This window comes from Mesorhizobium terrae (genome assembly GCF_008727715.1).
Taxonomy (GTDB): domain Bacteria; phylum Pseudomonadota; class Alphaproteobacteria; order Rhizobiales; family Rhizobiaceae; genus Mesorhizobium; species Mesorhizobium terrae.
In genome coordinates this window covers 2,822,950-2,837,981 of the sequence record NZ_CP044218.1, presented here as the reverse complement: position 1 = coordinate 2,837,981, position 15,032 = coordinate 2,822,950, and the positions used below count along the sequence as shown (strand labels likewise).

Sequence of the window (15,032 nt, the reverse complement as noted above, 5' to 3'; positions counted from 1 at the left end):
GAGGGTGATCCGCGGAGATTTGGCTGAAGTGGCGGTTCAAACTGTCTTACCTTATCGTCGGCTATGGGGCTCCCAGAAAGTTCGACGATTGCTTTCTTGGGATAGAGCATTTCGGAGCGTAGGAATTCGCTTGTTTCGAACCCTAATTCGATGGCCCGGTTCAACTCTCACTCGACCGACCGACGTCATGTAAAATTTATGATCAACGCCTCGGCTGGTAACCGTACCGCCAATCGGTTTGCGTGGAACGTCAGAGTATCCAGGACGGATTCCAAGCCACTAGTTTACTATGATGCAGGCGGGGTAGTTCTCAGAAATAAACAGGAGCGCGAACAGCATTTTTCTATGGACGCAAACCTAACGTCTCAGTGACGTATTAGACCCCACTGAGGCAACAAGACCCGCTCGGTTGGCGAGCGGGTCTTGACTGCATCTGGTATCAAATGGCGGTCAGGCGGCAGCCCAACTCCGACCGGTAGCTGCAATATCCGTCGATTTCCAACTTGGGTCCGAGGCAGATGCCGCCATTTGCGGGCCAGTCGAACCGGCGGCGGTATCTGCCCCAAACGACGCCATCGCTGCAACCAGACTGTCGATCCTGGCGTTCGCCGGCATGGCGGCAACGGGTGCAGCATTGCTGTTGGCGGGAGGCAATCTCCCTGCCAACGCCGCGCTGGACGCAGCCGTCCGCTGGACCGCCGGCTGCTCATCGCTTGCGACCAGCTTGGAGGGACGAGACACCAAGGTCACGTCGCCAACCAGATTACGGGTGCCGCTGACCCTCTCGAACCAGCTCGTCCCGACAATCTCGGAACCGTCGCCGTAAGCGATAGCGCCTTCCGGACTGGAGGTTAGACCAATGCGGGTAATGCCGGCTTCAGCAAGTGTCTTCAGTTCACCAGCGTCTGTGACGCCATCCTGATTGGCATCTTGCCAGATCCGGAATTCACCCCAACGCGCATCGTTGCTGTCAAAGACGTTGTCATGGTTGGTATCGAAAGCGAGCCTGAGTGCTTCCAGATCGGAGATGCCTGCGGACGCACCAGATCCGTCGCCGATCCAAAGATTGAAGGCAAGTTCCTTGGCTTGGTCGATGACACCATCAGCTCCAGCCGAGCCATCGGCGGCAAGATCGATGACAAGGAAGCCATCTTTCGGGCCTGCCCAGGATGTTTGGTCACGCAATCCGTCGCCATTCCAATCGAACCGTGGACCAGATTGCTCTGTCGGCGGCGCCAAGGCACGGATATCGGTATGACCATCGCCGTCGAGGTCCAGGACGACAGGCCGATGTCCACCGCCGCCGCCAGAGGAAGGGGGCTGGTAGCCCGTGTAAACAGTTCCGTTGTCGTAAGTAATTCTGTAAAATGTCGTTCTGTTTTGCCCGCCACCGGAATTGGTAACCGACCACACCTTCCATGTCTGAAGATTGTCAACATCGTAGTCCACTATCGTGGAATCGGTTCCATTCGCAGAGGTGTCGACTGTCCTATAAAGCGCTCCAGACGAGTTCCTATACTCATAATACAAGTTTACATATCTTTGCGGCGGATTTCGGTAATAGACCGCCATCTGCGTCCCGTTGTCGTAGTTAAACACTTCGGCCGTGTTTTGCCCCGATGCGTTGTAGTAAGCGATATAGCTCGCCCAGTTTTGAGCATTGGCGATGTCGTAAGAGGTCGTGACGTAAGAACCATCATCATTGTTTTGCGTCTGATCAGTCTGCTGCTCGGCTGCATTGAAATGCTGGACAATTGACGTCCAGGCATAGGCATTGGTCGGGTCGTAGTAATCTCGATATCTGGAGCTATCATCGTAGATGATGTTGGTCCCAATTCGACGCCCGGCAGTATCGTAGTAGCACGTATAAGTAGACCAGTTTTGTGTGTTCGTCGGATCGTAAGTGACGGAATAAGACGATCCATCATCTTCAGTTCGAGCCATGTATGTCATGGCGCCTGCAGAGTTGTATTTCTCCAATATCGTCGACCAGGGATTGGCATTTGTCGGATCGTAATAGTCCCGATATCTGGTGCCGTCGTCGTAGATGATGTTTGTCCCAATTCGACGCCCTGCGGCATCGTAGTAGCACGTATAGGTAGACCAGGTCTCAGTATTCGCTGGATCGTAAGTGATAGAGTAAGATGAGCCGTCATCTGCGGTTACGACGGTGTATGTCGCAGATCCGGCAGAATTATATTTTTCGACTATGGTTGACCATGATTGTGCATTGCTCGCATCCAAGAAGGTTTCCGTCCGCGTGCCATCGTCGTTATTAAACGTTTTATGCGTAAGCCGCGACGACGTATCATAATATTCAACTGTGGACGACCAGGCTTGAGTGCCAGCTGCATCGTAAACCGTTACAACGTACGAACCGTCGTCATTATATTGCGTCTGGTCGGTTTGCTTATTTGCCGTATTGAAATGCTGGATAATCAGGCGCCATGATTGAAGGTTCGCGGGATCTCTAAAGTCGTGATATCGGGTTCCGTCGCGATAATCATAGCCGACTTCAACTTCTTGACCGGCCACATTGCGCCATGACGTGTAGGTGGACCAAGTCTGGGCATTGGCCACGTCATAGGTGATGTAGATGCCGGTGCCATCGTCCATGAACTGCTTTTCGAGTGTTTTCTTGGTGCCATCCGCACTGAAGGTCTGCTCGACCCGTTGCCATGGCTTAGCGTTAGCCGGGTCATAGAGGATGTTCGTGGAAAGCAGGCCATTCGCATAGGTCGCCAGTGCGATCATACGATTGGCTGTGTCGTAGGTGGTAGCTTGCGTCTGCTTGGCCGTGGCGACATCGAAGGTGATGTCGACGCGGGTATTGTCATCCATGAACTGCTTTTCGAGCGTTTTTTGGCCAGCGGCATTGTAGCTCTGCTCGATGCGGGTCCAGGGATCGGTGTTCTTGGGATCGTAGAACGTGCCTGCGGTCAGCTTGCCGTCCTTGTTGATGCTGTGAACTGAACGAACCACTTCATCGGTACCAACGAAGGTGGTTTGCTGGGCCGTCCCGTCGATGCTGAGGATATATTGCTCCGTCTTGTTGCCAGCGCCGTTTCTCGTGGTGCGAGTGGTCAGTTTGCCGGTGCCGGTTATGTTTTCAAGCGTGGACTGTTTCAGGGTCCCATTAGCGTTGTAGTCGGTCGTTGTACGAACAACGGTGCCGTTGATGTAGAGTTCGGTCTTCTCGCCATGGTCGTAGACACCGTCATTGTCCGTATCCTTTGACAGGATCTTCGTGCGTCCATCGTTGCTGACGGTAAGCGTGCCCTTGGCGGCGACGCCACCGCTGGCATTCAACTCGGTGAATGTGGTGACCACAGAGCCGTCAATACGCGTTTGTGAAACTGCTGTGGTTTCCAGCGTTCCATTGCCGTCATAGTCGGATTGTTCGATGGCGGTGAGGCCGTCGCTCGAGACCGTCGTAACCACCTTGGCCGCGATCGCCTGTTTCCAGTAGATCTCCCCAAGTATGAGGTTTTCGGCTTTCTGTGCCTCGGCATTGTTGGTTGTCGTTGTGACGGTACCACCGCTGGCGTCCAGTACGGTTGATGATACCTGGTCGAAGACGCCGTCGCCGTTGGTGTCGAGCGAAAAGGTTTTGGTCCGACCGTCAGCGCTTGCCGAGGTTGAAGTCACCTTGACGCGCGTGTCAGCGACGCCGGCAGCTATCTTGTAATCAGTCGCGATGCTGGACTGGCTGCCATCGGCCTTGATGTTGTTGGTGACGATGCGGCGCCTGTCGACCGTGCCATCGAGATCCATATCCCACTCAGTGGTCGAAGAGCGGCCGTCCGCGCTGGTCGTGATCGTTGTCCGGTCAATACTGCTGATGCCCGTGACGACGGTCTTGGTCGAACCATCGACATATTTGATCCGTTGCTCGACCTGATCGATGGTGCCATTGCCATCGATGTCACGCTGAATGGTCACTTCACGGCCATCGGCGCTGGTGGTGGTGAACTGCTTTTCAATAACAGAATTGGTCGAGTTGTTGAGTATCTTGGTCTCGACGGTCGAACCATCGGCCAGAACCGCTGTTGAACTGGTGATCGTGCGATTGGAGAATCCGGCCTGGGGGCGCTCCTCGACCGTAGTTACGGTGCGCCCGTCATTGGACGTGGTGATCGTCGTTCCGGAGATTTTTGTCCCACTGGCATAAGCCGAGATGGTGCGTACCGTGCCCCCGTCGGTGATGGCCGTCGTGTCCGTGGCGGTTTGATCGACCGTCCCGTTGCCGTCGACATCCCATTCCTTGGTGGTCGATCGGCCGTTGGCACTTGTCGTGGTCTGGTAACGCGATTTCAGCGTCGATCCGACCGCTGTCTCGATCGTATCGGTTCGTGCATCGGCATAACCGGAATGCGGCCCGAACCCCGTCGACGACGTTTGTTTGTTGTCGACGGTTCCGTCCGCATTGAGGTCAAAACTCTCGGTGCGCGTTTTGCCATCTGCGGAGAGCACCACAACAGTACGCTCGATCGCCTGAGACGCTCCGCTGTAACGGGTCGTCGTGGTCTTCGACCCGTCCGTATTGAGGACGGTTTCTGCAACGGCGCGGTTGTCCACCACGCCGTCGCCATTGGTATCGTAGTCGGTTGTGACGATCAGGCCATTGGCGCTTTCCGTGACGATCTTCTTGGCTGTCACAGCGACACCGTCGGCGCCGAGATCGACATAAGTGGTGGTCACGCTGCCGTCTGGGTTCACGACGCTCGTCGATTTCTGGTCGATCACGCCATTGCCATCGATATCGACAGTCATCGTCACGCTCTTCTTGTCGGCACTCGTCGTGGTGACAGTTGCGCTCTCGAGAGCACCGCCGGCCTTGGTGGTGGTCACGGTTTTGGTGCTACCGCCATCGGTAGCTAAGGTCGTCACCTCGCTCATCGCACGGGTAACCGCACCGCCGGCCCCCATCCAGGTCGTGGTGACAGCCAGGCCATTGGCCGAGGTGGTGACAGCGGTCTTTTCCGTTAAAGCGCCTTGAGCATCAAAGGCCTCCCAGGTCTCGGTCTTCGATCCGTCGGCACCGTGGACGATTTTCTGCACGATCCTGCGATCAGTCATGCCATTGCCGTCGGCGTCCGTGATGACGGTCGTCGTCAAGCCATCGGCGCTGACTGTCGTCAGGGAACTCGAGGCCACCCGGCTTGCGTCCGCCTGGAACGCATAAGTATTGGTGGTCGTGGTGACCGATCCGTCGGCATTGACAGCCTTGACGATCTTTTCGTCATCCGAGCCATTGCCGTCATAGTCACTTCTCACCTCGACCGAGCGCCGGTTGGCCGCGGTCGTGGTAACGGTGTTGTCGACGGTGGTGCCGCTGCCGTTCTTTGTCGTGTTGCGTTCGACGATAGAGCCATCAGCGATATACTGCTTGCCCACCGTCGTCGTGCGATCGACTGTGCCATTGCCATCAAGATCAGCCGCAATCGTGGTCACCAGGCCATTGGCGCTGACCGTAGTTGTGCTCTTGCCAACCAAGGTCGGCGAGGAGCCTGCAGAAGTGGTTACGGTTTTGGTGGTCGAACCGTCAGCATTCAGCACAGTCTTTTCGATCGATTGTTCCTGCAACCAGCCGCGATCGAACGTGTCCGTCGTCTTCTCATAACCGTTGGCACTGATCGTCGCGCTGCTGACCAACACCGCGGCCGACGTACCAGTCTGTTCGGTTATGCGCCTAGTCCGCACGCCATCCAAACCGATAGTGGTTTGATCGACCGTCACTTTGTCAAACGTACCGTTGCCATCAAAATCTTCGCGCAGTGTGGTGGTCAGGCCATCCGCGCTGACCTCGGTCACGGTCCTTGCAATCACGGTTCCGTTGGTGGCCAGATTGGTCACGGTCTTCGAGGTGCTGCCATCGGCGTTGAGCACGGTGGTCACTGTCTGGTCGACTGCACCATCGCCATTGTCGTCAAAGGTTGAGGACCGCGTCCTGGTATCGGCGCTGGTCGTCTCGACCGACCTTGCGAGCAATGTTCCGTTGCCAGATTTCGTCTCGATCGTCAGGGTTTGGGAACCGTCAGATCCAAAAGCCTTGATGGTTGTTGTTATACGGTCGATGACGCCGTCGCCGTCGAGATCAACCTGTTCGGTTTTCGAGAGTCCGCTGGCCGATGTCGTGACAATCGTCTTGCCCGCAATCAGACTGCCATTGGCACTCGTAGTCGTTTTGGTTTCCGTGCGACTACCGTCGGCATTGATCGTCACGCTCGACGTCGTGGCCCGGTCAAAAGTGCCGTCGCCGTTCCAGTCCTCCTTGACCGTCGTCGACAAGCCGTTGGCCGTGATGGAAATCTCCCGCACCGCCGTCAGCGCGCCGTTTGCGGCAAATGACTTTTCGGTGGTGGTCGTGATGCCGTTGATACCTACGACGATCGCCTTGGTCGTATCCGCAGCACCATCGCCATCGCTGTCCGTACTGGTTACGATGCTGTTCTTGTCGGCACTGACGGCAATCGTTGTCTTCGATAGTCGGGCGTTCGTACCGCTCCACTCTTCGATCGTTTCAAACGTCGATCCGTCCGCGCCTAGCTGCTTTACGTCGGTGGTAACCCGATCGTAGTTGCCATCGCCGTCGATATCGTCCACGACCTTCGTATACAGCCCATTGGCACTGGTCGTGATGGTTTTGCGATTGGCTATCGTGGCGATACCGGCCGTATCCGTAATGGTTCGCGTCTTCGATCCGTCGGAATTGTAGACTGTGGAATCCTCTTCCTTCGTGTCGTAAGTGCCATCCCCATCAAGGTCTTTTAGCGTCGTCTTGTTGAGCCCATTGGCGCTGGTGCCCACAACAGCGCGCGACACCTGCGTCGTACCAGCCCATTCGGCTGAAGTCTGGGTTCGGCTGCCATCGGCATTGATGGTCGTGTAATCCATCAATGTCTGTTCATTGTAGCCATCTCCGCCGAGATCAACTTTGGTCGTTTTGGTCAGCCCGTCGGCAGAGATATCGGTACTGGTTTTGCGAATGACGGATACGCCATCCGGCGCGAGCTCCGTCATCGTTGCTGACTTTGAGCCGTTGACATTGGTGGCCGTCACTGTCGAACGATCGACACTGCCGTTGCCGTCAGTATCTTCCATCAGCGTCGTGGTCTTGCGGTCGGCGCTAACCGTGGTGATCGTTTGCGACAGCCTGGTGCTGTTGCCGCTCGACGTCGTCACCGTCTCGGTGCGACTGCCGTCGCTGTTCAAAACGATCACATCGTTCACGATGCGATCGACGGCGCCATCGCCATTGATGTCGCTCGAAACCGTCTTGGTCAGGCTGTCCTGCGAGATCGTGGTGGTGGTTTTGTCGACGAGTGCGCCGCTGGCGGCACCGCCTCGGCTAAAATGCTGCACCGTCTCAGTGCGGCTGCCATCGCCGTTCAAGACAGTGACGTCGCTGGTAGTGCGGTCGAACGTGCCATCGCCGTCGAGATCGTCGTCCGTGGTCTGGGTAAAACCATCCGCAGAGGAAACCGCACGGGTTTTACCGACCAGCGAACCATCCGCATTAAATTTCGAAACCGTGCTTGTGGTTACGCCGTCGGCGTCAACGATGATGGATGTCGTTTGATCGACCGCCCCATCGCCATTCGCGTCCGCTGTGGCTGTGATCGTCTTGCGATCCGCGCTGGTCGATGTCACCTGTTTTGACAGCAGCGCGCCATTGCCGCTGCGCTGTTCGACCGTCTGCGTACGCGAACTATCGGCCGCAACCACCGTCACATTCGACGTCGTCCTGTCAGCAATACCGTCGCTGTCCTGATCCTCAGCCAGAGTATGGGCGAGACCATCGGCGCTGGTCGTGGCGATGGTCTTACTGCGGAGCGTGCCGTCGCCGTTGTAGGAAGTGACCGTGTTGGTCACTGCCCCGTCCGTTCCGGTCGCGGTGACGGACACTTCACGCTCATCCACCAGGCCATAACCGGCACGATCGTAGTCAATCGTCTCGGATCGGCCGTCGGCTGCAGTCGCTGTGACAATTTTGCTGATCAACGTGCCGTTGGCACTCTTTTGGGTGACCGTTTTGGTGCGCGAACCATCGCCTGCGACAACCGTCACCTCGGTTGTTTCGAGATTGAAGGTGCCACCGCCGGTCTCGTCCAGTTTGGTCACCTTGGTCAGACCGTCGGCACTCGACGTGACCATCGTCTGCTTCAAGAGCGTGCCGTCGACGGCAAACTGCTTCACCGTGGTCGTCGTCGACGAGGTCGACGGAGTGGCGCCGTCGGCATTGATGACAAAGATCTGGCTCTGGTCGTCGCGTCCGTCGCCATCCTGATCGACCAGGGCCGTAACCGTTTTGCGGTCAGCGCTGGTGATCGTCGTGGTCTTGTTCAACAACGAACCGTCGGCGTTAAAATTGGCGACAACACGCGTGCGTACGCCATCGGCGGCAATGACTAGATCAACGGTCTGCGAGCGATCGAACGTGCCGTTGCCGTCATCGTCGAATTTGGTCTGCTTGTGCGAACCGTCGGCGTTAGTCGTGATCAGATTGCGGAAGGCAAGGCTGCCGTCTATGTTGTAGGCGAGCAAGTCTTCCGTCGTCGAACCATCGGCATTGGTGGTCTTGGTGCGCTTGACCGTATAGCCGTTCTCGTCTCCCGAGAGCACCGCATCGCCAACCTGCCCGGTCGTGCCATCGGCCTTGGTGTAGGTCGTCGTGCCGGTGATCGCCGAACCATCCTCGAAACTCTGCCCGCTGCCTTTCGGCGTCAGATCGATCGAGGTGATGCCGAGCTGATCCAGCGACACAAGCTGATCGCCGACCATCACCTTGAAATCCGCCCAGCGCGCGTCGCCGACGTCCAGCTTGCCATTGCCGTTGGTGTCGAACACCTTCTTCAGCGCGCGAAGATCGCTGGTCTCACTCTTGTCCCATTCGGTGAAGATGAACTCGCTCGATCGGCTGATTTTGCCATCGCCGTCGGCGTCAAAGACCAACACACCATTGCCATCGCCTGCCCAGGCCGTGCGGTGCTCGTAACCATCGCCATTGAGGTCGACAAAACGCGACGACGAGCCAAGCCCATCAACGTTCAATCCATTGCCGGTGAGGTCGAGAAGAACGGGATGGCCGCCCCAACCGTTGTTCGAGCTGTGGTCATTGCCACGATTGTTGCCCGCGTGATCTCCAACGGCACCAACGCTTCCGCCCCTCCCGGAAGACCCGCTGCCCGTATTGCCGGAGCCGCGCGTGCCGCCGCCGTTTCCTGATGGATAGCCCGCCTTACGATCCATGAGAGCGGAAAATCCGGCGTCATCGGTGTTGACGCCCAACGCTTGCGCCTTGTTGTAGCCAATGGCTTTCGCCTGGGTTGGAGTGGCTCCCCTTGAGAGTGCCTCACTAACAGCCTTTGCTGCCCGCTCGGAGCCGCTGGGGGAAGAGTTGGCGCCGCTAAACCAATCGCCAATCTGGTCCCAAATACTGCGCGGCGCCGGCGTCGGAACGGGTGCGTATTGAGGCAGATCCAGTTGCTTCGGAGGTTCATACTTAGCGACAGGCGCTTTCGTCGGCTTGTTTGGATTGATGCTTGGCGATGGGGTGGCAGCGGTCGAGGGAAGTCCCACGCCGAGATCATCCTTGACCTTGCCCGGGAAGCTCGGCGTCGCTCCTATTCCGAGATCATCTTTGACCTTGCCAGGGAAACTGGGCGTTGCGCCGATGCCCAAGTCATCCTTGGTCTTGCCGGGAAAATTGGGGCTACGTGTCGTAGTTACGCCGCCACCAAAATAGCCAGGAGCACTGCGATTGTCGGGATTGTTACCAGTATTGGTATATCCGCCGCCCGGTGTGCCATAGCCCGTATTGTGACCACTGCGATTACCGCTCTGCGTAGCGCCGTTCGTACTGAAGCCATCGCGTGGCGAACTCGAACCGGGCGCTCCAACTCCGCCCATGTCGCGGCGGCTGGCTTCTGTTGTCGCAGCGTCTGTCCTGTAGCCGCGATATCCCGAAACATTTGTTGTGTTCTGAACGGAAGCCGCGCGATCATCGCGTGCGTCAAGCGCATGACTCCACTGAGCATCAACTTTCGCGATATTCGCAGCGCGATCCGCCAACTGAGCGTTGTATTTTTGGGTCGCCGCCACAGCATCCGGCGAGCCGGCCCACTTGTCGTTGAATGTGGTTTCATATCCCGGTTTGATGGACGGATGAAGGCTATCTTGTGCAGACGACGTAAATGGGTTGTTACCAAACGGCGCCCCAGGAAATGCGTTGGGATTTATTGTAGGCAAATCCCTTATGGTGTCGACCAAAGCCCCTCCGCCTAGGGCTGTGACAAATGAAACGCCACTACCGATCACGAACGAACCTAGGGTTCCATAGAGAGGTCCTGCAACCGACACCGTATAGCCAAGTGACGCGTTAAAAGCCCAAGCTCCAGCTTGCAGGCTAGCATATCCAACAGCGACATTGGTGGCCGCCCCAGGGATGCCGCCACTCTCGTAGCCCAACCCCGCAGAAAGAGCGAGGCTGAACCGACCGGCGACCTTTCCAAACATACTAACCGCAGCATGGACATCATTGACCGACACCCCATACTTGGCAGCAACCCCCAAGATTGCAGCATGTTCGATGTCGAGAGCGAGGCCAATGTAACCATAGTATTTGTCAGCCCTATCCGCGATTTTGCTTCCACTTGAAGTATCAACCATCACGACCTCCCGCGAACGTTCGAATTAAACATATTTGTCTTTACGTAAAGAATAACTCTTTCGATGAATATTCTCAGGAAGAGATAGAAAAATATTATCAATAGCACAGATTTTACGTAAATATGAAAATACCCTATTCTTACATTCAGAGTGAATATAGATTCACCATTGGTTATTTTGAATGCGAAAAAAATATCAAAAATGCAAACCATAAGCGCAAAAAACGAAACCTTCATAAGTCCAGTTATGTACACATACGATTCGCTTCTAGCATCTTGCAAGATGTTCCATAGAAACCATAAAAACCAAATGGCGCCAATCGACGATGTTATTTGAGTTAATTTTGAACCCATACCAGGTGGTAGTGAATTAAATTGCTCAGAGTCTATCAATATTAAATTTGGTGGCCAAGCTGAGACAAAAATAGATTTTTCAAAACCATCACAATGCCAGTAATTTATTAATGCGATAGTTGACATCGTCAACAATAATGCGACAGCCATGGATCTGACAGTCCTGACAAACATTTTCCGATCAAGTTTTATTTGAACATCTTTTTTGCTTTGATCATCTTTCATGGAATGCCTCATCTTTCATCTCCATGAGTGGATCGAGCAGGAATTCGATGACACGGCGATCGCCGGTCTTGATCTCGGCGGTGACCGACATGCCGGGCGTTAGTGGGACGTCCTGGCCATCGGCGCGGATGCTGGTATCCGCCATGGCGATGCGCACCGGGAAGACGAGCGGTCCGGCTGTTTGTTGAGCAGTGTCTGGGGCGGCTTCCTTGGTGCCCGCTGTCGGCTTGGCGGGAATCGCATCGTTGGAGACCGACTGCACCGAGCCATCGAGCGTGCCGTAGCGGGTGAAGGGGAATGCCTCGAGCTTGATGCGGGCACTCTGGCCCTCGCGCACAAAACCCTTGTCCTTGTTGAGCAGCATCGCTTCCACTTCGAGTGCCGTGCCGTCGGGCACCACCACCATCAGGCGCTGGCCGGTCTGCACGACCTCGCCAAAGGTGGTGATTTCCACCTGTTGCACGCGGCCGGAAACCGGGGCTTTCAGCGTGCTCGCCCGCTCGAACAGTTCCGCCTTGGTGAGATCCTGCCGCAGCGTGCCGATCTCCTTGTCCGTATCGGTCAGTTCCGTCATCAGCTTGTCGAGATAGGCTTCGTGGCGTTCGCGCTTGCGCGCTTCGAGCGCGGATTTGGTTGCTCCGAGTTCGGCGATGTGGCCTTCGTCGGTGACAACCGCCAGCAATTGATCCTGCTTGCTCTGGCGCGCGTCGATGGTGCGCGACTTGATGCCGAGGCCACGGCCTTCGAGCTCCTCGAAGACATCGAGCCGGTCGCCGGTCAGATTGACCAGCTTCTGGCGCTCGGCCAGCGTTTTGGCGCCGCGCTCGATCTCGACTTTTTTCGCGGCAATGTCGGCGGCGAGACTGAGCTGTTCCGCCTCATATGCGGCCAGCGACTGGCGCATGCGCTGCTGCTGCAGGTCGATGAGCGAGCTCGGCGCATTCGAAGGCGCGGTGAAGCGCGCTTCGATCAGTGGCATTCTTTCGTCAACCGCCTTGATCATCGACCGCAAGCGGGCCGCCGAGACTTCGGCGATCGCCAGATTGCCGGCGAGTTTTTGGCGTTCCGCCATCTGCTCGGCGGGGTCGAGTTCGACAAGTGTTTGCCCAGCCTGGACATGGTCGCCGGACTTCGCGTGGATGGCTTTCACACGCCCGGTGATCAGCGGTTCGATCACCTGCACCTTGCCGATCGGAATGATCTTGCCCTGCACCGTGGCGAAGGTGTCGATGCGGCCGAACCACGACCAGGCCACCGCCCCACAGGCAAAGACGATGATCAGTCCGGCAAAGACGCGCGCCGTCGGCGAGGCCGGCGTTTCGAGGATTTCGATGCTTGCCGCCTGGAACTGCCGTTCATCGGCATTGAGACGCGGGCGTTTTTCTTGTCGCTCCCTGGCGATCCCATGTCGAACGGCTTGCCAGATGCGTCCCATCGCCCCTACTCCGCCGCTTCTGATAGCGTCCCGCCTTGCAGGCGGTAGAGTTGAGCGTAGCGGCCGTTCCTGGCGAGAAGCTCGCTATGGGTTCCCTGTTCGGTCAGGCGGCCAGCCTCGATGGTGATGATCCGGGTCGCATCCCTCAACGCCGCCAGCCGATGTGCTATTATGAAGACGGTGCGGCCTTGCGCCATCTTCTTCATGTTCTGTTGGATGACATATTCCGATTCATAGTCGAGCGCGCTGGTCGCCTCGTCGAAGATAAGGATGCGCGGATTGGTGACGAGCGCGCGGGCAATGGCGATGCGCTGGCGCTGGCCGCCGGAAAGGTTGGCGCCACGCTCTTCCAGCACCGTGTCGTAGCCGGACTTCAATTTGACGATGAACTCATGCGCGCCGGACAGCTTTGCCGCCTCGATGACCCGGTCAAGCGGCAGCGAGGGATCGGACAACGCGATGTTCTCGCGCACCGTGCGCCTGAACAGCACGTTCTCCTGCAAGACCACGCCGATCTGCCGGCGCAGGCTGCGCGGGTCGATGAGAGCCAGATCGACACCGTCGATCATGACACGACCGCGTTCGGGCACATGCAGGCGCTGCAACAATTTCGCGACCGTGCTCTTGCCGGAGCCGGATGGGCCAACAATGCCGACGATCTCGCCCGGCTCGACGGAGAACGACACGTCGCTCAGGATCTCGCGCTCGCCCGGCCGGTAGCGGAAGGAGACATGGTCGAAATTGGCCTGGCCGACGATCTTGCGCAGCGATCCCTGGCCGGCGCTGCCGGTGAGTTCCGCCGGCGCATTGAGGATATCGCCCAGCCGGTCAACGGAGATACGCACCTGCTGCAGGTCTTGCCACAGCTGCGCCAGCCGCAGCACCGGCCCGGAGACGCGCCCGGCCATGATGTTGAAGGCGACCAGCTGTCCAACCGTCATGTCACCCGCCAACACCGCCTTGGCACCGAACCACATCGTCAAGACGATGACGGCCTTGGAGATGAACTGGGCTGTGTTCGAGGCGATGTTGCCGAGGTTCGAGGTACGGAAACCGGACTGCACATAGCCGGCAAGCTGATCCTCCCAGCGCCGCTGCATCTGCGGCTCGACGGCCATAGCTTTCAGCGTTTCGACACCGACGATGGATTCAACCAGAAAGGTCTGGTTCTCAGCGCCGCGGTTGAAACGCTCTTCGATCCGCCTCCTGAACTCGGGCGTGACCAGAACCGACAAAAGCACATAGGCCGGGATCGAGCAGACGACGATCAAGGTCAGCCATGGGCTGTAGAGATACATCACAGCCAGGAACACAAAGAGAAAGAACACGTCGAGCAGCACGGTGAGCGCCGACCCGGTGAGAAACGCGCGGATGTTCTCCAGTTCGTGCACGCGGGCCACCGTCTGCCCGGTTTGGCGCGCCTCGAAATAGGCGATCGGCAACCCCAGGAGATGATTAAACAGCTTGGCACCCAACGCCACATCGATCCGGCTGGTCGTGTGTGTCGTCACATAAGTCCGCAAGCCGGTGAGCAGCACCTCGAACAACGACACCACGGAGAGGCCGATCACCAGCACTTCCAGCGTTGTCAGGCCGTTGTGGACCAGCACCTTGTCGATGACCAGCTGGAAGAAGATCGGCGAGATCAGGCCGAGCAATTGCACGAAGAACGAGGCAAGCAGCACTTCGGCGAAGACCCAGCGGTAACGGATCATCTCCGGAATGAACCAGGAGAAATCGAAGCGCCGGGCAAACCCGTCGGCAAAGGCACGACTGGTGATCAGGATGGCAAAGCCACTCCATCCCGCCTCGAATTCGCCTCGGGACAGTTCCTGCGCGGCACCGATCGCGGGATCCTGGATAAGCACCTTGTCGGCGGACAGCGCAGCCAAGATGGCAAAGCCGCCGCTTGCCTTCTCGACGATGACAGGCAGCGCCAGCCGATCCAGCCGTTTTGCCGCGGGGCGCACCACGCGCGACTTGAGTTTTAGGCGTTTGGCGGCTCTGACAATGTCCTCGCGGCCTGCTACATCGACAACCAGTCCAAGATCATGCCGGATGACATCGGCATCCGCTGGTCGCCGCAAATATTGCGCGATCAACGCCAAGCATACCACGCCCGTATCGACTGGAGCCGCATGCGGCTCGACACTGTTCACACGCCCGCCCCGCGCAACAGAAAGTTTCCTCACCGCCAACTTCTGCACTTTGAAGAAAGCGATGCAAGCATTGGCTGCAAACAAAAAGTGGAAATCAATTGTGAGGTGTTGCTAATACGATTGGGCCAGAGAAGTCCGATCATATCCTTGAGGAGTGGCAACCCCTTAACATGTCAACAGACAGGATCG

At 57.3% G+C, this 15,032-nt stretch carries 3 protein-coding genes; all 3 read right to left on the bottom strand.

Going from position 1 to position 15,032, the window contains the following annotated elements:
* Window positions 1-450 precede the first annotated feature (450 nt).
* The 3 genes from FZF13_RS15005 to FZF13_RS14995 all read right to left on the bottom strand — a co-directional run bounded on the left by FZF13_RS15005 (window position 451) and on the right by FZF13_RS14995 (window position 14,843).
* Complete coding sequence (locus FZF13_RS15005) at window positions 451-10,671, bottom strand: EF-hand domain-containing protein (protein WP_139116421.1); 10,221 nt, start codon at window positions 10,669-10,671, stop codon at window positions 451-453.
* Window positions 10,672-11,238: 567 nt separating this feature from the next.
* Complete coding sequence (locus tag FZF13_RS15000; RefSeq protein WP_150978955.1) at window positions 11,239-12,684, bottom strand: HlyD family type I secretion periplasmic adaptor subunit; 1,446 nt, start codon at window positions 12,682-12,684, stop codon at window positions 11,239-11,241.
* A 5-nt stretch (window positions 12,685-12,689) separates the two neighbouring features.
* On the bottom strand, window positions 12,690-14,843 hold the full coding sequence (locus FZF13_RS14995) for a type I secretion system permease/ATPase (protein WP_024926953.1): 2,154 nt from the start codon (window positions 14,841-14,843) through the stop codon (window positions 12,690-12,692).
* Window positions 14,844-15,032 lie beyond the last annotated feature (189 nt).

Excerpts from the sequence above, each read along its gene's own strand:
- FZF13_RS15000 (WP_150978955.1), bottom strand. The coding sequence starts at position 12,684 with ATGGGACGCATCTGGCAAGCCGTTCGACATGGGATCGCCAGGGAGCGA.
- FZF13_RS15005 (WP_139116421.1), bottom strand. The coding sequence starts at position 10,671 with ATGGTTGATACTTCAAGTGGAAGCAAAATCGCGGATAGGGCTGACAAA.